The organism is Leeuwenhoekiella sp. H156 (assembly GCF_052218455.1).
Classification (GTDB): Bacteria; Bacteroidota; Bacteroidia; order Flavobacteriales; family Flavobacteriaceae; genus Leeuwenhoekiella; species Leeuwenhoekiella parthenopeia.
In genome coordinates, this window is the sequence record NZ_CP197499.1 from 1,530,744 (window position 1) to 1,549,922 (window position 19,179).

Here is a 19,179-nt window from a genome sequence, read left to right on the forward strand (position 1 = left end):
ATCTTTTACGTTTGAAATATTGATTTTTTAATGTGTATATTTGCACCCTTAAATTTTAACCCCCTAAAATAATACGTAATGACAAAAGCAGATATTGTTGCGAAAATTTCTGAGAAATTAGGAATTGAGAAAAATGATGTACAGGCTACTGTAGAGACTTTTATGGATGAAGTTAAGAACTCGCTTGAAGGTGGTGATAATGTATATCTGAGAGGTTTTGGTAGCTTTATTATTAAAACACGCGCTGAGAAAACCGGTCGCAACATCTCAAAAAACACTACAATTAAGATACCTGCGCATAACATTCCTGCATTTAAGCCTGCCAAGGTTTTTGTAGAAGGTGTTAAGTCTAATGTATCTGTAGACGAAAACTAACTATTAATTTTAAACTGAGCTCTTATGCCAAGTGGTAAGAAAAGAAAAAGACACAAGGTAGCCACGCACAAACGTAAAAAACGTCGTCGCGCTAACCGTCACAAAAAGAAAAAGTAGTCTAGCACTACTTTTTCTTTTAATATACCTGTTTTAAGGTATAACATTACGTTCATTGACATCTGGAGATTATTATTGAGCTGGGCAGTTATGCATCAGCCGTAAACTCCTGCCGGTACACAAAATCCTGTGAAAAATAATAATGTTTAATCTTTTGTCCCGTACCTACGGGGCGGATATAATTTAATGAAGCGTGAATAATGAATTAATAATTCGATCCAGTTCCACTTCAGTTGATTTTGCCCTTTTAAAAGATGGTAAACTAATAGAATTACATAAGGATGAAGAAGATAACCAGTTTAGCGTAGGTGATATTTTTATTGCCAAAATACGCAAGACGGTTTCAGGTCTCAACGCTGCGTTTGTCAACGTAGGTTATGAGAAAGATGGGTTTTTACACTATCACGATCTCGGACCACAACTTCCTACCCTTTTGAAATTTGTAAAACGTGTAAGCACAGGTAAACTCAAGGATTACTCCTTACAAAAATTTCCTGCAGAAAAGGATATCGATAAGAATGGAAAGATAGCAGATGCTTTAAAATCCAATCAATCGCTCCTTGTGCAAGTAGTAAAAGAACCTATTTCTACCAAAGGCCCCAGAATAAGCAGTGAGCTTTCTATTGCCGGAAGGTATGTGGTTCTTGTTCCTTTTTCAGACCGAATCTCGATCTCACAAAAAATCGAATCGCGCGAAGAAAAAGCCAGGCTTAAACGCCTTATGCAGAGCATACGTCCCAAAGGTTTTGGGGTAATCGTACGCACTGTAGCTGAAGGAAAACTGGTTGCAGAACTAGACAAAGATCTACAAAACCTGGTGGACCGTTGGACCGCCATGTGTAAAAAATTACACAATGCTCATTTACCCAGCAAAGTACTGGGCGAGATGAACCGCGCCTCTTCTATGTTAAGAGACCTGTTTAATGACTCGTACACCAATATTTGTGTGGACGATGAGACATTGTATTACCAAATCAAAGAATACCTGCAAGAGATTGCACCTAATAAAGAAAATATCGTAAAACTCTATCAAAATTCGGTTCCCATCTATGAAAAACATGGGATTGAGCGTCAAATTAAGACTTCATTTGGCAAGACTGTTTCGATGAGCCGCGGTGCTTATCTGGTGATTGAACACACCGAAGCACTACACGTCATCGATGTAAACAGTGGTAACAGGTCTAACAAGGCCAAAAGCCAGGAAGAAACGGCCCTTGAGGTCAATTTAATCGCCGCCACCGAGATCGCCAGACAATTGCGTCTGCGGGATATGGGTGGTATCATTGTGATAGACTTTATCGATATGGGTAAAGCCGAAAATCGTAAAAAGCTCTTCAATCACCTGCGTGATGAGATGAGCGACGACCGCGCCAAACATAAAATCTTACCTCCAAGTAAATTTGGTCTCATCCAGATCACACGCCAGCGCGTGCGCCCTGAGATGAATATCAAAACCCGGGAGAAAGATCCTAATGGCGATGGTGAGATTGAGGCTCCTATAAGTGTTGTCAATCGCATACAGGCAGATTTGATCAAACTATTCAAAAAAGACTATAAAAAGATCACGTTACACACGCATCCCTTTATAGCGGCCTTCCTGACAAAAGGCTTCCCTTCAGCACGTTCTAAATGGTTTATAGAACACAAAAAATGGGTTAAAATAATGCCCAGAGATGCTTACACGTATCTCGAGTACCGCTTTACTGATAAAGACGGGAAAGAAATTAGATAAACTGAAACAACCCCCATCGTGCAAACGGTGGGGGTTTTTTATTGGCAGCCCCCTAGCCCCCTAGCCCCCAAAGGGGGAATAACAGATTTGGAATAGTATTTCCAACTTTCTCTCCCTCGGGGAGAGATGCCGAAGGCAGAGAGGGATTCTTCAGAAATCACTAATTTTACAATTACAGCCCACATTTCTAAATTTTGAATCAACACTCCGTAAAAACCTACACTGTAGAAGAAGCTAAGCGAAAGCTGGAAAAGTACTGCGCCTATCAGGATCGTTGTCACAAAGAAGTGCGCGACAAACTGGTAGAAATGCGCATGATTCCGGAAGCGGTTGATGCCGTACTCTATCACCTACTGCAACACAAGTTTCTGGATGAAGAGCGCTTTGCCCGCAGTTTTGCACGGGGAAAATTTCGTCATAAAAAATGGGGCAAAAACCGAATAAAGCAGGAACTGAAACAACGCGAAATAGGCGATTACCTCATCAAAAAAGCCTTTACCGAAATTCCCGAAAGCGATTACATCAACACCTTTGATGAACTGGCTCAAAAACGTTTTGATCAACTCACCGGCGAAAAGGATAAATACAAAAAGCGCAAAAAACTAGCCGATTATTTGGCATACAGAGGCTGGCCCGGAGACTGGATTTATGAGAAAGCGAAGGAGTTGATCCCTTAAACCGCCAATCCATGTTTTTTATGAGTCTCTGCGATGGCCCGCTCATTTTTCTCGTCAATCCACGCCTGACCTTTACGGCGACGCATCAGGTTATCAAAATGACGCATCACAAAAACGTTATATACGGCCTGTAAGAGATGTTTAGGCTTACGCGGTAATGCACGCAGGCTCATACTAAAACCGGGCGTTACATACTTCATATAATGCCAATACCCTTCGGGCATATAAAGTGTCTCACCGTGGTTGAGTTCACAGATAAAACCTTCGGCTTTTTTCAGTATCGGGAATTTCTCGTAATCGGGATGATCAAAGTCAATATCCTCACGGGTAATTAGCGAATGCGGTACTTTATAGAGATTTTCGGTCTGGTCCGGAGCAAAAAGGATACACTGCTTTTTTCCGTGGAAATGAAAGTGCAAAATATTTGCCCAGTCGATGTCATGGTGCATAAATACTTTAGAGTTTTCACCCCCAAAGAACACCATCGGGATTTGCTTCAACAAACGCAAACCTATTTTCGGAAACTTAAAATCCTTCTTTAACGAAGGAACTTCCTTCATAATATTATACAGAAAGATGCGGTAATTGGTAGGCTCGCGCTTAAGCAGATCAATATAATCTGCCATTTTCATTTTGGCATGCGCCTGATTAAAACCGTCTTCGTGAGTCACCGGGCGATCATCATACAAAGGCACTTCACGGTCACCGGCAACCTCCTTAATATAATCCAGATGCCATTTATCATAGGCCGGCCAATCTTCAATAAGATTCTCAATAACCACCGGTTTTTGCGGCTTCAAGTAGTCCCGCACGAATTCGGCTTTGGTGATGGTTTTTACCCTATGTATCTGTTTAAGCTTCAAGTATAAAAATAAATTAAATTAAGCCTTGGCTTTTGCCTTAGCCTCTTCATTTCGTGGAATGGTATGCCCGGGTCTTGACCATTTTGGTTTTTCGCCTTTTGGCAAATGCTTAGAATCTGCTGCTTCAACGGTCTCAGGCTTTGCTTTCTTTACAAAAGGCGCCTGTGGATTAAGCCCCAGCAGTTTAAACATTTCCATATCCTCGTTCACATCGGGATTAGGTGTGGTTAACAATTTATCCCCGGCAAAAATGGAATTTGCCCCGGCAAAGAAACACATCGCCTGTCCTTCTCTGCTCATTTGTGTACGACCGGCACTTAGTCGTACCTGTGTCTGTGGCATTACAATACGTGTGGTAGCCACCATACGCACCATCTCCCAGATTGAGATGGGTTCAATATCTTCCATAGGTGTACCTTCAACCGCAACCAGGGCATTAATGGGCACACTCTCAGGCTGAGGATCTAAAGTTGCCAAAGCAACGAGCATACCTGCGCGATCTTCAACCTTTTCGCCCATACCAATAATCCCGCCGCTACACACGGTAACGTTGGTCTTACGCACATTGCCTATCGTGTCGAGACGATCCTGAAACGCACGGGTAGAAATCACATCTTTATAGTAATCTTCAGAAGTATCGAGGTTGTGGTTATAGGCATACAAACCGGCCTCAGCAAGACGCTGCGCCTGATTTTCGGTAATCATACCCAGTGTACAGCACACTTCCATATCGAGCTTATTAATGGTACGCACCATTTCCAAGACCTGATCAAACTCCTCCCCATCTTTTACATTACGCCAGGCCGCACCCATACATACGCGTGAACTGCCGGCAGCTTTTGCGCGCAAAGCCTGAGCTTTTACCTGCTGCACACCCATCAAATCATTGCCTTCAATATTAGTGTGGTAACGGGCAGCCTGCGGGCAATACCCACAATCCTCGGGACAACCCCCTGTTTTTATAGAGAGCAGAGTAGAAACCTGAACGGTGTTGGGGTCATGATGTTGACGGTGTACCGTTGCCGCTTCATAAAGCAGCTCCATCAAAGGTTTGTTGTAAATATCGAGGATTTCCTCTCGGGTCCAATCGTGTTTCATGGGTCTGTTTTTAAATCTTTAATGCCTTAAAAAGTCCTGGTAATTTTTCGGGCAGTAGGAGATGGCTCAAAAATACTAAATCTGTTGTTTATAAAGTTGAAAAACTAAGCCCTCGTTATCAAAATACTCACGGCATTGCCGCCAAATCCTACGGCATTCACGAGTATGTTTTTCAATTCTTTGGGTTTAGCCTGCGGCGAAAAAAACGGTGCTTCCTCCCATTTTTGGGTCTGAAGCATCTGAATTGCAGTGTCTAAACTGAGTAGCCCACTTGCGCCGAAAGTGTGCCCTATTTTCCATTTATTAGTTGTTAATAACGGAAGCTTGTCACCAAATAGTTTTTGAATCGCTTTATATTCCGATTGATCGCCAAGAATGGTCCCCGGCGCGTGCATCACAACCGCATCTATATTCTTAGTCATTTCCGCGAAGGTCGAAATCTGACTATTTTTTTTCATTTCCGCGAAGGCGGAAATCCCATCATTCTCAGCTCGCCCAAACGCGCTTTCAACCGCCATTCTCATGGACTTTTGAAAGCAGGTGGCTTCGGCAGAAACCGAAACCGCATGTTGCAAAGCTTCGGTAGCATAACCCACGCCGGTTATATAAGCCAGAGCATTCTCGTGGGTTCCTTTTTCCATACAAATAGAAGCCGCTCCTTCCCCTAAAACCATAGTGTTTTCGGTCTTTTCCAAATCAAAAGACAGACACGGAAAATCAGCATCCTCTCCGGCACGGCTGTAGGTTTTGAGCGCTTGCATTTGTGCAATCGTAAAAGGCGTTAAGGCCGCCTCGCTGCCGCCTACCAAAAATTTATCGCACATCCCGGCCTGCAACCAGGCGACACCATTTAGCAAGGCATGTAAGGCGGTTGAGCAGGTAATGGAATGGGAAATTTCAGGTCCCTCATTTTGTAAATCCTGGGCAACCCAGGATGCAATATTGCCTAAAGTCGTAGAAGGCGATGCTAAAGTTTCGGCTTTACCGGTTTTAACAAAAGCATCGTAATACTGCTCAAAAAGTTGGGTGGCACCGCGAGACGAACCGATATTGATCCCGAAAGCATCACCTTTTTCCCATCCGGCCTGGCGGGCTGCTAATCGCGAAACGTAAATCGCATAGAGAACTGAGGCGTCTAATGCCTGAAAATTTCGGTTTTCGTTACGTAAGGATTCGATTTTAGTTTTTAAGCTTTCCGGAAGGCGACCCACCCAGGCATGGAGATCCTGATCAAAAGACAACGCATGTTTTTGATTGAATACCTCTGAATTGTTTTCGCCAAAGGCGGAAACAGAAGCGCTACCGGTAATTGCAATAGGTTGCATCACGACAAAATTTAGAGTGCAAAAATAGTATTTACACATCGGAGCGCATTGAAAATGTACTTTTCAATTAAAACCATTAGTTTAGCAGTATCAATGATGATCTGGGGTAAGGCGACCAGGAGTTCGTTGAAAACAAATTTTCACTTTCAAGGCAAGCCTCAGAATATTAAACCCATTGGCGGCGCCAATAAAAAATCAAAAAATCATGAACGAACTTGAAAATGAACCCCGCAGCTGGTGGTCTAAAAACTGGAAATGGGTGGTGCCAGTGGGCGGTTGTTTTACGATAATTGTATTGGGAATACTACTTTTAGGCACCGCTATTTTTGGGTTTTTCAGCTCTGTAAAATCCAGTACAGGCGCTGATGAGATATTGATTATGGCACAGAATAATCCTAGAGTTATTGAACTTCTGGGAGAGCCTATAGAAAAAGATGGCTTCGGAAATTACTCGATTAAAATCAATAACGGCGAAAAAACCAGCGAAGTAAGCTTACCCATAAAAGGGCCTAAGAGTGAAGCAACTTTAAAAGTCAAAAGTTCGGGATCTGATTATAATCGCGTTTATGAAGTTTTTGAAATTTATATTGAAGAAACCGGGGAGCTTATTGATTTGAAAGATAGTCTTGAATAGATAAGTACTATCTTGTTTTTAGAATCCGCATTAATTCGGTGTTAAGATAATAATTACTATTACCAACACGTACTTTTTCAAGAATACCAAAATCTACTAAAGCATTTAAATAGGAACTTGCCGTATTTCGGTGAATATCCAATTCGCGGGATAGAAAGTCGATCCGGCTGTAAGGATGTTTAAAAAGGATATTGATTAAATCGTGGCTGTAGAAACTGAAATTCGCCTTGATGTCCTTTTTAATTTTATCCATTAGGACTTTGATTTTGTTGACTACGATAATCGTTTCACGGGCAGTTTGTTCAACACCGCGCAGCATCCATAATATCCATTCTTCCCAGACTGCTTCGGTGCGCACTTTTTGTAAAAGGTTATAATAGTCTGTCTTATTCTTGATTATATAACTACTCAAATAAAGCACTGGAATATCAAGTAGATTTTGCTGTATTAAATAGAGAATATTAATTATACGTCCCGTTCTGCCATTGCCATCATAAAAAGGGTGAATGCTTTCAAACTGGTAATGGATGATGGGCATTTTAATCAATGCATCTATGTCGTGCAATTCATCGATATTCATATAAGCTTCCAAGTTTTGCAGGAGCTTAACTATAGTGTTGTACTCCTGTGGTGGCGTATAAATAATTTCACCGGTAGCGGGGTTTTTTAATACCGTCCCCGGAATTTTACGAATGGGATGGTTTTCAGAAACAATTTCCTGAATTTTTTGAATGTCATTTGTTGTGATTATACCCTTTTCTCTAACCAAACTCAATCCTAATTTTAGCGCTTCCGCATATTTTGTGGCTTCCTTCGCCGCTTGAGAAGTAGGACTGACATCAACAGAAGCCTGATATAATTCATCATCAGTCGTAACGATGTTTTCGATCTCATTACTGTCTTTTGCTTCTTGTAAGGAAATTGTATCCAAAAGGATTTGTGAATTAGGAATCTTCTTTACTTCCCCTTTTAATTCTGCTAAAGCTCTGCTCGCTTTAATAGAAACTTTTAAAATCGCTTTGGTCTCACAATTTGTAGCAGGTGGTAGAAAATTTAGGTTTTCAGATTCCATAATTAGTTTATATCTATGCACAAAATAATCAAAAATTTGTGCATAGACAGCAATCTATGCACAAAAAATCAAGAAATTTGTGCATAGGTTAAAGGCTATACACAAAAATCCTGGAAATTTGTGCATAGGTTTAAAACCTATCCAACACCTTCCTAATCGCAGCATAAACCCGATCCATCTGCTCTCGGGTGGTGACATAAGGTGCCAAAATATAAATGGTCGCACCCAAAGGGCGTAAATACACACCTTCGGCCATACAAAACTCATAAATCTGGTAGCGCAGATTGCCATACCGCTCCATTTCCACATTTAATTCTAAAGCGAAAATGATACCCTGCTGACGCGTAACCCGCACTTTGGGATGAACTTCGAGTTCACGGGCAAATTCCTGATGCCAACCGGCTATCGCCTTGATATTTTTCTGTATTTCGTCTGATTGTAACAATTCGATACCCGCAATGGCCGTTGCGCAGGCGATGGGATTTGCCGAATAGGTATGCGCATGAAACAAGCCTTTACCCAAATCATCATCATAAAACGCATCGTAAATCTCCTGCGTGCAGGTAGTAATTCCCATAGGAACAAGTCCGGCAGTAAGCGCTTTGGAAAGACACATCACATCAGGTTTAGTAGAGATATGATCTGACGCAAAAAAGCTTCCGGTTTTCCCAAAGCCGGTCATCACCTCATCGGCAATCGTAATGATGCCAAGCTCTTTACATTTTTCAAGTATAAGCTCCAGATGTCGAGCCTGATACATTTTCATTCCGGCGGCTCCCTGTACCAAAGGCTCATAGATAAATCCCGCCAGCGGACTTTCCTCATGAAAGTCTTCAATAGCTTTCAAAATTTGCGGAATGTTTTCGCCGTCAGGCAATGGAATGCGCTTTACGTCAATAAAAAACTCCTCAAACGGACCATTATAAACCGAGAGTCCGCTCACAGACATCGCACCCAGTGTATCGCCGTGAAAACCTTCTTCAAATGCTAAAAGCGTTTTGCGATTCTGCCCCTTGTTGTGATGGTATTGCAAAGCCATTTTAATCCCGATCTCGGTAGCCGTAGAGCCGTTGTCGTTAAACATCAGCTTTTGCTGATTTACCGGCAAAATGGCCATCAGTTTTTCAGACAGTTCAACCGCCGGCTCGTGCGTAAATCCGCTAAAAATAATCTGGTCGAGCTGCTGCATTTGCTTGTGTGCGCGCGCAATGATAAAATCATTGCAGTGCCCGTACATCGCCGTGTACCAGGAAGAAATCGCATCTACATAATCTTTCCCCTCCTCATCGTACAATAAAGCACCTTCTGCACGTACAATAGGCTTAGCTTCCGGGTGCAATTTATGCTGGGTAAGCGGGTGCCAAATGTGTTTTTGGTCGCGTTTAGTTAGATTCAAAACTCAAAGTTTAAAATTTAAAAATTTGTACAAGCCTGCACACGGCTATTGCCTACTGCAAACTGTCTTTCAAAGAATCAGCATATTCTTTAACCACCATCCGGTCAAAATAAGGCTCTTCATCAATGCGACCCAGAACCGGAACGCCGCTCATCTTTTTGATGACTGCCTCGGTGGTGGGATGTTCAGCTCCGCTAAAAAGGATTCCAAATACTGTTTTCCCGGCCTGTTTCAGCTTATCAATCGTGAGCAGGGTATGGTTAATACTGCCCAAATAATGCCGCGAAACCACAATCACGCGGTCTTCGGCATCGATTAAATCGAGAATGGTTTCTGTATCGTTTATGGGAACCAACAAACCGCCTGCTCCTTCTATTACCAGATGATTTTTGGTTTTTGGCCTTTTGATTTCCGCGGCTTTGATGTGCACTTCGTCAATTTCGGCCGCAGCGTGCGGACTCATAGGCGTGTTCAAACTAAAGGCATTCGGATGGAACTGCGTCTTTGTGTTAGAAACGAAATCTTTAACCTTATGCGTATCTGAATGCTCCAGATCACCTGCCTGAATGGGTTTCCAGTAATCAGCTTCCAAAGCTTCAGTTACAATGGCCGAGGCTACTGTTTTGCCTACTTCGGTCGAAATTCCGGTGATAAAATACGTGTGTTTAGCCATTTAAATTGAATTGATTTTTACAGTTTTCACAACGGTATTCGTGTTTGGTATAAAATGGTAAAACCGAAAAAAGCAAAGTCACTAAAAACGAGGCAAAAGCCTTAAAACTGTTGACCGTGGTGTAATACTTCACCTGCGTACTGTTACACTCCGGGCAATGCAGGGCTTTACCTTCATCATCAACAGAATATTCGGCAACGCTTTCTAAAATGGTTTTGGCCCGCATCACATCTTCGGTCCAGACGGCCAGTTTAACCCCGCCTATCGCATTGCTGATCAAAGGGTCGGTATCAATGGTGTACTCATCCTGTAAAAAAGCTTCGATCCCGTCTGCCTCTAATCTGCCTTTGATGATTTGCGCTTCGGTAGAATAGGTAAACTGCGCGATTACTTTGAGTTCCGATTTCATAGTTGCAAAAGTACAATGCAACGGCTTCAATCGGCATCGGCAGCCGGTAAGTTTTTAAGGAAATTTGCCAGAAGCTCGAGCACGGTTTGTATTTCGCTTTGCGAATTGTAGCTGTGTAAACAAAAACGCAGGCGCTCCTGCCCTAAAGGAACTGTGGGTGAAAGAATGGCCTTGACAGCAAATTCAAGAATTTATTTTTAATTGAACTTACCTCTCTAAACATAACTACAGCCTCGTATTCATATATTCATAAAGATTTTCAACATCCTTTTGCATCGTAAAAAATGGAATAAATAATCCAAAAACTACAAAAAATAAAATAATTCCTACTCCAATCAATATTTCTTTAATAGTTCCTTCACTTGTCAAAAGTCCTAGAAATGTAAATAGTAAGAATAGAATCAAAATCGCATAATATAGTTTGAAATGAAAATTTATCGGTGAGATCTTACACACAAGATTAATCCCATTTCCTTTCTGCTCAATACTTCCTTTTGCTATAGTTGGAAAACCACTTATTTTAAACCACCTATTCTTATGATTTAATCTTACCATAAAACTGTCTTTTTCAACAAATCCTATCAAATCTTTGTCTGAGTTGAATATAATATCAGCTTGCTCAAATTTGAAAAACATAGTCCTATTACTTACTTTTTCTGAAAAAGCAATGTAAAACTCCTCCAAGTCAGATTCGATGTTCCTTTCTAATTTTTTCGAGAGTTTTATTTTATCTAGGAATGACATTTACTAAATTCTAGCCTTGGTTATTATAAATCAAAAAGTACAATGCAACGACTTCAATCGGCATCGGCAGCAGGTAAGTTTTTAAGGAAATTTGCCAGAAGCTCAAGCACGGTTTGTATTTCGCTTTGCGAATTGTAGCTATGCAGGCAAAAACGCAAGCGCTCCTGCCCTAAAGGAACTGTGGGCGAAAGAATGGCTTTCACATCAAAACCTTCTTCTTTAAGCTTTCGCGAAATGGCCTTAACCCGATTATTCCCTGCAATAATTGCCGACTGAATAGCCGAATCACTAGTGATAAAATAGGCCTGAAGGTGCTGCTTTTTGATCTCCTCCCGGAAGTATTCGATGTTTTTACGCAGGTTTTTTAAAGCGGAATTCGATTTTTCTGCCTCATACGCCGCGTGTTGGTAAGCTGCTAAAATAGTCGCAACCGAATGTGGCGGAAGGCCTGTAGTGTAAATCAGACTTCGGGCGAAATTGACCAGGTAGGATTTGAGTTGAGCAGAGCCCAAAATCGCCGCCCCGTGGCAACCCATCGCTTTTCCAAAGGTTACCAGCCTCGCAACTCGGTGCCCGAGTGCCAAATGATCAACCAATCCCATTCCAAACACGCCGAGGGCGTGAGCTTCATCAACTACAAAATAAGCTCCGTATTTTTCGCATAGATCGTTCATTCCTTTAAGATCGGGACTATCCCCATCCATAGAAAAAACCGATTCGGTGACGATGTAGATAGTTTCCGCGTTATGCTGACCTGATTGCAATACAGACTCCACTTCGAGCGGCTCAGTGTCACACACTCGACTTCTCGACTGCACTTCGACAGGCTCAGTGTGACACACTCGAAGGGACAGTTTTGACTCCAAATCCGCGAGATCGTTGTGTCTGAATTTATAAGCTTTTGCGTGACTCATTTGAATACCGTCGCGGATGCTGGCGTGAATAAATTCGTCATAAAAAATCACATCACCCCGCTGGGGCACGCTGCTGAAAAAACCCACATTGGCATCGTACCCCGAATTAAAAATCAAAGCCGCCTCAACCTGATGCGTTTGAGCAATACAGTTTTCGGTCAGTTCGTAGAGTTTATGATTCCCCGAAAGCAAACGCGATCCGGTTGCCCCGTTGTACTCCAGGTTATGTTCGTTAAGAATTTCGCCGGCGCGTGCGAAAATCGCTTCGTTTTTAGCGAAGCCCAGATAGTCGTTTGAAGAAAAATCTATGGCCTCCCCCAACCCCTCCAATGGAGGGGAGCTTAAACTGCGTAAAGCATTCGCTTCACTTCGCAGCTTGAGTTTATCCTGTAGTTTTTTGGGTAGCATCGCACAAAGATACATTCCTCCCCCGGCCCCTCCAAAGGAGGGGAGAAAATGCGCTCGACAGCTCTTTTGTAGACCTCACTATAGACCTCACAGGTTTTTGAAACCTGTGAGGTCTATATGAAGTTGTTGAAAAAGCTGATTAGTTATTCATTGTCAGTCTGAGCCTGTCGAAGACTATTTAGTTACCGGTATTTTAAAACTTCGACCCCGAAACTTCGGGGCAGTTTGACATCTTGGATATTGCTTTTTTAGTCGGGCTCTTTTGGAGGGGATGTTCAAAACCCCACGAATTTTTTATAAAAAATTATTGTTTTTCAATAATTAGTTTATATTTGTTATCGCAAAACGATAATATTTAAATTATGAAAACGAAAAAACTATTACTTGTTCTCGCTGTTTCGCTAGTGATTATTTTGGGAGCGATGGCTTTTATTGCAGATGAAATCAGCATTGGTGTAACCCATTATTAAAACTATGAACCTAAACACCTTCTTTAAGCGCCTTATCGATCTGGTATTTTACCTGATGGTACCGATTGTGGTATTCTTTCCGGGAACCATCCTGTATGTGTTGATGTTCCCGGAACAGACGATAATTAACCTAAACATACCCTACGCCGAAAATGGATTTAGCGGTAAGGCCTTGTTGTTTAGTATGGGATTCTTCGCCCTGTTCCTGTTATTTTTTGCCGGACTTTATCAACTGCGCAAGTTTGCCGGTTTGTTGCTTAAAAACAAGTTGTTTTCACAGGAAGTGGTCAAACGCACCCACAAAACCGGAACCTTCTTTACGGCCTGCGCTCTGGGCTCTTTAATTTTTCTAGGTCTGAATGCGCTATTTTCCTATGAGGGTAAAATCAGCGTGACTTTTGGAACGTCGAATTTTAGTTTACTCCTGTTCTTACTCATTGTAGGCGTATTGTTTTTGCTGCTGAGCGATGCTTTTGCAAGAGCTTTAAAGCTGAAGGAAGAAAATGATTTAACTGTTTAGTATGAAAAATATTCGTCCCCATTTACGATCTATCTCAATTGTTCTGAGCCTTGCACAACTCTATTTTATCTTTAAAACAGTAAGCCTTCTGATCTTAGCAATATCAGGCCTCTATTCGGGTGATAATGTCTTAATAGATATTCTTAAAAGCGATTTCTTTTCAAAAAGCAACGACACCCCTTCCGTTTGGATGGCAGCTGTATTTCTACTTCTGATAATTGTGCTTAATATATTTCTGATTTTCAGGCTGCGTTTAGCTTCCCGAATTGTAAGAAGGTATCAGGTAGGTAAATTATTGACTCTTGGACAATCAAAAGATTTAGAAAAAGTAGGTAAAGGCTTTGATTATTATAGTTTCTTGTGGTATGCCACCCATCTTATTTTCGGAGCTTTCTTTTTCAGTGATTTGACCTCTTTTTATAAAACCCTTCCTTATGCCCTTGTGTTTTTTCTGCTTGGAAAAGTGATTCTTATTTTGAGTACAATATCTGCGAAGGCCGAAGTTTTAAAGGAAGAAAATGATTTAACCGTTTAGCTATGCCCATCATCATCAATTTAGATCAGGTATTGGCTGACCGAAATATGAAAAGCAAAGAGCTGGCGGAAATTGTAGGCATCACCGAAGCCAATCTTTCGATCCTAAAATCGGGCAAAGCCAAAGCGGTACGATTTTCAACGCTGGAAGCGATTTGTGAAGCTTTAGACTGTCAGCCGGGAGATATTTTGGCTTTTTCCTCCCCTAATTCCTCCGAAGAAGGGGAATAGAAACAGCCCGGGTTTCAGCAGCGATTTGCATTTGTTTGAGTATTTTTAGCGCAAATACATTTTTATGAAACTCTGGATTGCCTTCCTGTTTTTAAGCCTTGCTCTTCAGGCCCAAACCAATTTTTACGAAATCTCTTTTGACAACGCCGTGCATCACGAGGCGGTGGTAAAAGCCACATTTCCGCACATCAAGTCCAAAACCCTGCGCGTGAGGATGAGCCGGTCTTCTCCGGGGCGCTATGCGATTCACGAGTTCGCCAAAAATGTTTACGGTCTAAAAGCCACAAACGGAACCGGAGAACCGCTTGAAGTCAAACGCGACAATCCCTACAGCTGGATCATCAATAATACGGACGGAACTATCAATGTGGAATATACGCTGTTTGCAAACCGCGGCGGCGGCACCTATTCACAGGTAGACGGTACCCACGCCCACCTGAATATGCCGGCAACTTTTATGTATGCCGAAGATTTACAGGAACGTCCCATCAAAATCACATTCAACGCCCGCGAGGATCTGGACTGGAAGGTGGCCACCCAGCTTAAACACGAGGAAGGCACTACGTTTTACGCGCCCAATCTGTATTATTTTATGGACAGCCCCACCGAAATAAGCAACTTTAAAGAGCGGGAATTTGAGGTGGACGGCCAAACGGTAAAATTCGTATTGCACGACCCGGGTACTGAAGCCGAGTTTGATGAGTACTGGGATAAGGTTCAGAAAATTGTGTTGCAGGAAGAAGCCGTTTTTGGCGAATTGCCTAACTACGATTATGGGATTTATACATTTCTCGCCTGCTATATGCCGAATGTTTCCGGTGACGGGATGGAGCATCGCAACAGCACCATTCTAACCGACACCGAAACTCTTGCTAATGGAGGGATGACCGGAAATATCGGTACCGTTTCGCACGAATATTTCCACAGCTGGAATGTGGAGCGCATTCGCCCCGCAGACTTAGAGCCTTTTCATTTTGATAAGGCCAATATGAGCAACAGTCTTTGGTTTGCTGAAGGTTTTACAAGTTATTATACCAATTTGATTTTGGAGCGTGCCGGAATCATCAGTGCCGAAGACTACGTGAAAAGCCTTAACGGCACCTTTAATTACGTGTGGAATTCGCCTGCGCTTCAATACTTCAATCCTATTGAAATGAGCAATCAGGCGCCGTTTGTAGATGCGGCAACCTCGGTAGATCCGGTTAACCGGGAGAATATGTTTATCTCGTATTATTCCTACGGAAGTGTTTTAGGCCTGGCTTTAGATCTAAGCTTACGCGAAAATGATCTGAACCTGGATGACTTTATGCAATTGATGTGGAAGCGTTTCGGTAAAACCGAAGTAGCCTATACGGTTGAAGATATCGAGAATACCCTGGCTGATTATGCCGGAAACACTTTCGCCCAAAACTTTTTCAGCAACTACATCTACAACAGCAAGATGCCCGATTATGAAAACCTGCTTGCTTCTGTAGGGCTTAAACTTTCTAGAGCAACAGAGAAGCCCTATTTCGGCGCTACATTTGCTGAAACTTCTAATGGCCTCGAGATCGCAAGAAACACCTTTAAGGGCAGTCCGGCTTATGAAGCGGAGCTCGATAAAGGCGATGTGATTACTGCTGTTGATGGTATTGCAACTACCTCTAAAGAAGTCTTTGACTCACTTTTAAGCACCAAAAAGATTGATGAAATGCTAGAAGTTACCTTTATGCGTTTTGGTGAGGAATTTAAGACCACCGTACGACTCAGCGCTGACCCTACCTATTCTATAAGTCTAGATGAAAAAGCCAGCAAAGAAGCTGCAAAATCTCGCGAAGCGTGGCTGGCAAAGAAATAATAGACCTTAGTCAGGAAATCTATGACGGGATGCCGGTGTATAAAAGTCTGTCACCGGTTTCCATGCGCGTTTATGCTACCCACGAAGAATGGGATGGCGATGAGAACCCAACAACGCAAACCCCAAGTGTGCATCAAATCACAATGAGTGAGCATACCGGCACGCACGTAGATGCCCTCAACCATATGGATCGAAAGAACGCTGGAGAGTCTATCGACACGATGCCTTTATCCATGTTTTATACCGAAGGAATCTGTCTGGATTTTTCGCATAAAGGCTTGCAGGAATTGATTACAACCGAAGAACTCATACAAGCTTGTGAAAAGGATAATGTTAGCATCAAAGAGAATGATACTGTACTGATTTATACAGACCACTACCGGAAACATTTTAATACCGAAAACTGGCCCAAAGGCCCCGGACTCACCGCCGAAGCAGCCAGATATTTAGGAAACTTAAAAATTGCTGCTTTTGGTGTAGAGACGATGTCGCCCGGAGTTCCAAAAATTTCAAATACTGAAGTTCATAAAATTTGTGGCGAACTGGGTTTTACCCATTATGAAAATATGATCAACCTATACCAACTGATTGATCGTGGAAGGTTTCAGTTTATTGCATTTCCTTTGAAAATACGAGGCGGTACCGGGTCTCCTGTGAGAGCTGTGGCAGTACTCTACGATTAGAAATTTAGTTGTAAATATTATTTTCTAGAAATAAGAGCAAATGAATCATTAAACCTATAAGCAGGCTCTTTTAATACTGCCTTAATATAATCTCGCTTTTTCTTGATTTGCTTTTCTATCTTTTCCTTAAGTTCTGGTTTTACATCTTTTTTCTGAATCATCCCAATTTCTATTGCTAAATCTGCGACAAGTGGTAAAATCGGATGATTCATAAATTCTTCTCTTTCCAAAAGTCTAGTCAGTTTTAACTCGTCATTTATGTAAGGAGTGTGAAGAGTTGTTGCGATCATAAGCAGTTTAAAATTGTTTTCAAAGTCATTGTTATCAATAAGGATATCATCGAAACTAATTTCTAAAGTTTGCTTCAATGTTATTGATTTAAAATTTTCATTGAACCAATAATTTATTGAACCAGCCAACATTGGTAGCGGCATATTATAAAACACTGTCTTTTCATCAGCAGTTAATTCTTGCATCTTATAATATGCTAACATTAAGTTATTAAGAGCTTTAATTACAAGCTTTTGTCTTTCTACAGGTTTTGCTTGATATAAAGCTTGAGCTAAGTAACCCATTCCACTAGTATTGATAAACCAATCTCTTAGAGTACTATTGGGAGAATTTTGTACAACATCATCAATCATGCCCTCCAATTCTTTAGAATGACCAGCATAGAATATGGCTGTATTCTGCCAAGCAACATCATTAAAATTTTCTATTAATTTTCGATAATGAGTTTCTCTTTTATGATGGTATATTTCGATGGAACTTAAAAACTCAACAAACGCTTGTTGTTTAAATCCTATTTCCTTTTTATCAGTAATATATAATAAGCCAGATTTTTCGATGATCTCTTGAATTTCATCTTGAGTTTGTTTTTGATATCCTCTTGCCAACAAAAATTCGTTTACAAACTCTATAAAGTTCTCTAATCCAATTTCAAACTCCCTTTCATCCATCATCTTTAATGCTAAAGACGTGAAAATCCTTTTTTTAATATTATAAATAAGTAGTTCCGTCCTATTGTATATCTCGAGTTTGCCCAATAGGGCATTTGTAAAATCCTCATATATATCGCTTAAAGTCGCAGGTATTTCAAAATTATTCTCATCGTATAAAAGTGACAAAAGAGAAATAGTTAGTGGAGTTGTTGGCAACTTTGATAAAATATCACTATCCCTCAAAATTCGGATAAACTTCTCAGCTCTATCAGAACCTTCAAAAAATTTATCAATAAAAGATTCTATTTGCTTTGAATTAAAATTATGTATGCGATACGTGGTAATAGATTCATCGTAATTAATATCGCTTTTCTGGTAAGTAATTACAAAGTGAGTATCATTCTCAGTACAATATGCTTGCAAAATATCAAGCAATTTATCTTTATCAGTTTTATTTAATAAATCAAAATCGTCTATAAAAAGTAATATTTTATATTCCCTCAGTGAATCCTCTTTAAAGAATTGATCTGAAAACTTTTTAATAAATTCCTTAATAGAAATGTCAAGATCAAAATTTGAATCTCTTAGATCTGTGGCTTTTAATTTTACTGGTAACTCTTTATTCTTGAATATCAATTCTGCCGAAGAAAGTTTTTTGGCTAAGGTATTTAGGACTTTCGTCTTACCAGACCCTTGATCTCCGGCTATTAGGATATTCTCTTCAATTTTATCGATATTATTTAAACTTATTTTTAAAGTTTTCTTCTTCTTTATATGTGTTACTTTGTTTTCTTCAACAACTTCTGTAGTAATCACCGGCTCAATAAAAATATCAAGTAATTTTTGAATTTTTTTGTCATCAACCTTTCTAATACTTAAATCTCTTATACTTATTTCCTCTTGCAACAAATGGGTGAAATTTTTGGAGAATTCCTTAGCAAAAGCATCTCCAGGGAGCCAAAAATCAGAATATTTGTCATCAATCAAGGGCACCAAAGTTTCGTTCCACCAGAAAGAAAAATTATTATAAAGTTTCAATTTGGGACTTTCACTAATCTGGCTTTGGGCACCATTTGTAAAGTTTTCATTTGTTACGACTACTACCTTATTAATATTAATTGACACTCCATTTATCCCATTGTATGGATATTCGAAAGATTGTAGGATTTGATTCTTAATTGTTTCAATCTCGTTGGTTCCACCGGAAATTCGCCCCTTTTTAACTACAAATGCAAACCAGTCACTACCTGTAATTGGATGATGAATTTTACCGATAATATCTTTACCTTGTTCAGGATTGCCATATCTGTGAGTATGCATCACTTCTTGAAATCCTATTTTTTTTAGAAAGTCTATTAGAAATTCTCTAAACTCTCTTTCATTCTTAAAGGTTGCTAACTTTTTATTCTTTTCTGTACTTGTCATTTTATGAATCACTTTTAACTAACCATAATGCTACATTGGAAAATCTTCCAACTACTTTATTCTTTCAAGTTAGCAAATTATATGTTTCAAAAATAGCCTAA

Annotated in this window: 19 protein-coding genes; 9 read left to right on the forward strand and 10 right to left on the reverse strand. The window is 40.7% G+C overall.

What is annotated here, in order from left to right:
* Positions 1–78: 78 nt before the first annotated feature.
* The 3 genes from ACSSS3_RS06500 to ACSSS3_RS06510 all read left to right on the forward strand — a co-directional run bounded on the left by ACSSS3_RS06500 (position 79) and on the right by ACSSS3_RS06510 (position 2,901).
* Positions 79–375 (forward strand): HU family DNA-binding protein, encoded by a 297-nt coding sequence (locus ACSSS3_RS06500; RefSeq protein WP_099645595.1) that lies wholly within the window; start codon positions 79–81, stop codon positions 373–375.
* A gap of 310 nt (positions 376–685) precedes the next feature.
* On the forward strand, positions 686–2,224 hold the full coding sequence (locus ACSSS3_RS06505; RefSeq protein ID WP_228228842.1) for an Rne/Rng family ribonuclease: 1,539 nt from the start codon (positions 686–688) through the stop codon (positions 2,222–2,224).
* Positions 2,225–2,418: 194 nt separating this feature from the next.
* Positions 2,419–2,901, forward strand: a complete 483-nt coding sequence (locus ACSSS3_RS06510) for a regulatory protein RecX (protein ID WP_442846896.1) — start codon at positions 2,419–2,421, stop codon at positions 2,899–2,901.
* On the opposite strand, the gene ACSSS3_RS06515 is transcribed toward ACSSS3_RS06510, so the two are convergent.
* From ACSSS3_RS06515 to ACSSS3_RS06525, 3 genes are all read right to left on the reverse strand, one after another.
* Complete coding sequence (locus ACSSS3_RS06515; protein WP_442846897.1) at positions 2,898–3,764, reverse strand: cupin-like domain-containing protein; 867 nt, start codon at positions 3,762–3,764, stop codon at positions 2,898–2,900. The genes ACSSS3_RS06510 and ACSSS3_RS06515 overlap by 4 nt on opposite strands.
* A gap of 18 nt (positions 3,765–3,782) precedes the next feature.
* On the reverse strand, positions 3,783–4,862 hold the full coding sequence (bioB, locus tag ACSSS3_RS06520) for a biotin synthase BioB (RefSeq protein ID WP_442846898.1): 1,080 nt from the start codon (positions 4,860–4,862) through the stop codon (positions 3,783–3,785).
* Positions 4,863–4,966: 104 nt separating this feature from the next.
* Complete coding sequence (locus ACSSS3_RS06525; RefSeq protein ID WP_442846899.1) at positions 4,967–6,187, reverse strand: beta-ketoacyl synthase N-terminal-like domain-containing protein; 1,221 nt, start codon at positions 6,185–6,187, stop codon at positions 4,967–4,969.
* Between the two features lie 205 nt (positions 6,188–6,392).
* On the opposite strand from ACSSS3_RS06525, the gene ACSSS3_RS06530 reads away from it, so the two are divergent.
* The gene (locus ACSSS3_RS06530) at positions 6,393–6,821 is read left to right on the forward strand and encodes a cytochrome c oxidase assembly factor Coa1 family protein (RefSeq protein ID WP_442846900.1); all 429 of its coding nucleotides are present in this window, start codon (positions 6,393–6,395) and stop codon (positions 6,819–6,821) included.
* Positions 6,822–6,828: 7 nt separating this feature from the next.
* Here the strand turns inward: ACSSS3_RS06530 and ACSSS3_RS06535 are convergent, their stop codons facing one another.
* The 6 genes from ACSSS3_RS06535 to ACSSS3_RS06560 form a co-directional block, all read right to left on the reverse strand.
* A complete protein-coding gene (locus ACSSS3_RS06535) occupies positions 6,829–7,893 on the reverse strand; it encodes a Fic family protein (protein WP_442846901.1) in 1,065 nt (354 codons plus the stop codon).
* A gap of 130 nt (positions 7,894–8,023) precedes the next feature.
* Entirely contained in the window at positions 8,024–9,289 is a 1,266-nt protein-coding gene (gene bioA, locus ACSSS3_RS06540) for an adenosylmethionine--8-amino-7-oxononanoate transaminase (protein WP_442846902.1), read from the reverse strand.
* A 52-nt stretch (positions 9,290–9,341) separates the two neighbouring features.
* Complete coding sequence (gene bioD, locus ACSSS3_RS06545) at positions 9,342–9,962, reverse strand: dethiobiotin synthase (protein WP_442846903.1); 621 nt, start codon at positions 9,960–9,962, stop codon at positions 9,342–9,344.
* The gene (locus ACSSS3_RS06550) at positions 9,955–10,371 is read right to left on the reverse strand and encodes a putative signal transducing protein (RefSeq protein ID WP_442846904.1); all 417 of its coding nucleotides are present in this window, start codon (positions 10,369–10,371) and stop codon (positions 9,955–9,957) included. The genes bioD and ACSSS3_RS06550 overlap by 8 nt, the downstream gene beginning before the upstream one ends.
* Positions 10,372–10,596: 225 nt before the next feature.
* The gene (locus ACSSS3_RS06555; RefSeq protein ID WP_442846905.1) at positions 10,597–11,115 is read right to left on the reverse strand and encodes a hypothetical protein; all 519 of its coding nucleotides are present in this window, start codon (positions 11,113–11,115) and stop codon (positions 10,597–10,599) included.
* A 53-nt stretch (positions 11,116–11,168) separates the two neighbouring features.
* Positions 11,169–12,437, reverse strand: coding sequence for an aminotransferase class I/II-fold pyridoxal phosphate-dependent enzyme (locus ACSSS3_RS06560; RefSeq protein ID WP_442846906.1), 1,269 nt, complete (start codon positions 12,435–12,437; stop codon positions 11,169–11,171).
* Between the two features lie 474 nt (positions 12,438–12,911).
* Between ACSSS3_RS06560 and ACSSS3_RS06565 the strand changes: the two genes are divergently transcribed.
* From ACSSS3_RS06565 to ACSSS3_RS06585, 5 genes are all read left to right on the forward strand, one after another.
* A complete protein-coding gene (locus ACSSS3_RS06565; protein WP_442846907.1) occupies positions 12,912–13,427 on the forward strand; it encodes a DUF2975 domain-containing protein in 516 nt (171 codons plus the stop codon).
* A gap of 1 nt (position 13,428) precedes the next feature.
* Positions 13,429–13,962 carry a hypothetical protein gene (locus ACSSS3_RS06570; protein ID WP_442846908.1) on the forward strand — a complete coding sequence of 178 codons (534 nt, stop codon included), beginning with the start codon at positions 13,429–13,431 and terminating at the stop codon, positions 13,960–13,962.
* A 2-nt stretch (positions 13,963–13,964) separates the two neighbouring features.
* Positions 13,965–14,192 (forward strand): helix-turn-helix domain-containing protein, encoded by a 228-nt coding sequence (locus ACSSS3_RS06575; RefSeq protein ID WP_442846909.1) that lies wholly within the window; start codon positions 13,965–13,967, stop codon positions 14,190–14,192.
* Between the two features lie 64 nt (positions 14,193–14,256).
* On the forward strand, positions 14,257–16,029 hold the full coding sequence (locus ACSSS3_RS06580) for a M61 family metallopeptidase (protein WP_442846910.1): 1,773 nt from the start codon (positions 14,257–14,259) through the stop codon (positions 16,027–16,029).
* Positions 16,011–16,712: a cyclase family protein gene (locus ACSSS3_RS06585; protein WP_442846911.1), complete on the forward strand. Its 702-nt coding sequence runs from the start codon at positions 16,011–16,013 to the stop codon at positions 16,710–16,712. The genes ACSSS3_RS06580 and ACSSS3_RS06585 overlap by 19 nt, the downstream gene beginning before the upstream one ends.
* A gap of 17 nt (positions 16,713–16,729) precedes the next feature.
* Here ACSSS3_RS06585 and ACSSS3_RS06590 read toward each other — a convergent pair whose 3' ends face one another.
* Positions 16,730–19,078, reverse strand: coding sequence for an NACHT domain-containing protein (locus ACSSS3_RS06590; protein ID WP_442846912.1), 2,349 nt, complete (start codon positions 19,076–19,078; stop codon positions 16,730–16,732).
* Between the last annotated feature and the right edge of the window lie 101 nt (positions 19,079–19,179).

Excerpts from the sequence above, each read along its gene's own strand:
- ACSSS3_RS06530 (WP_442846900.1), top strand. The coding sequence starts at position 6,393 with ATGAACGAACTTGAAAATGAACCCCGCAGCTGGTGGTCTAAAAACTGG.
- ACSSS3_RS06535 (WP_442846901.1), bottom strand. The coding sequence starts at position 7,893 with ATGGAATCTGAAAACCTAAATTTTCTACCACCTGCTACAAATTGTGAG.
- ACSSS3_RS06550 (WP_442846904.1), bottom strand. The coding sequence starts at position 10,371 with ATGAAATCGGAACTCAAAGTAATCGCGCAGTTTACCTATTCTACCGAA.
- ACSSS3_RS06565 (WP_442846907.1), top strand. The coding sequence starts at position 12,912 with ATGAACCTAAACACCTTCTTTAAGCGCCTTATCGATCTGGTATTTTAC.
- ACSSS3_RS06500 (WP_099645595.1), top strand. The coding sequence starts at position 79 with ATGACAAAAGCAGATATTGTTGCGAAAATTTCTGAGAAATTAGGAATT.
- ACSSS3_RS06590 (WP_442846912.1), bottom strand. The coding sequence starts at position 19,078 with ATGACAAGTACAGAAAAGAATAAAAAGTTAGCAACCTTTAAGAATGAA.
- ACSSS3_RS06555 (WP_442846905.1), bottom strand. The coding sequence starts at position 11,115 with ATGTCATTCCTAGATAAAATAAAACTCTCGAAAAAATTAGAAAGGAAC.
- ACSSS3_RS06525 (WP_442846899.1), bottom strand. The coding sequence starts at position 6,187 with ATGCAACCTATTGCAATTACCGGTAGCGCTTCTGTTTCCGCCTTTGGC.
- bioB (WP_442846898.1), bottom strand. The coding sequence starts at position 4,862 with ATGAAACACGATTGGACCCGAGAGGAAATCCTCGATATTTACAACAAA.
- ACSSS3_RS06560 (WP_442846906.1), bottom strand. The coding sequence starts at position 12,437 with ATGCTACCCAAAAAACTACAGGATAAACTCAAGCTGCGAAGTGAAGCG.
- ACSSS3_RS06575 (WP_442846909.1), top strand. The coding sequence starts at position 13,965 with ATGCCCATCATCATCAATTTAGATCAGGTATTGGCTGACCGAAATATG.
- ACSSS3_RS06570 (WP_442846908.1), top strand. The coding sequence starts at position 13,429 with ATGAAAAATATTCGTCCCCATTTACGATCTATCTCAATTGTTCTGAGC.
- bioD (WP_442846903.1), bottom strand. The coding sequence starts at position 9,962 with ATGGCTAAACACACGTATTTTATCACCGGAATTTCGACCGAAGTAGGC.
- ACSSS3_RS06580 (WP_442846910.1), top strand. The coding sequence starts at position 14,257 with ATGAAACTCTGGATTGCCTTCCTGTTTTTAAGCCTTGCTCTTCAGGCC.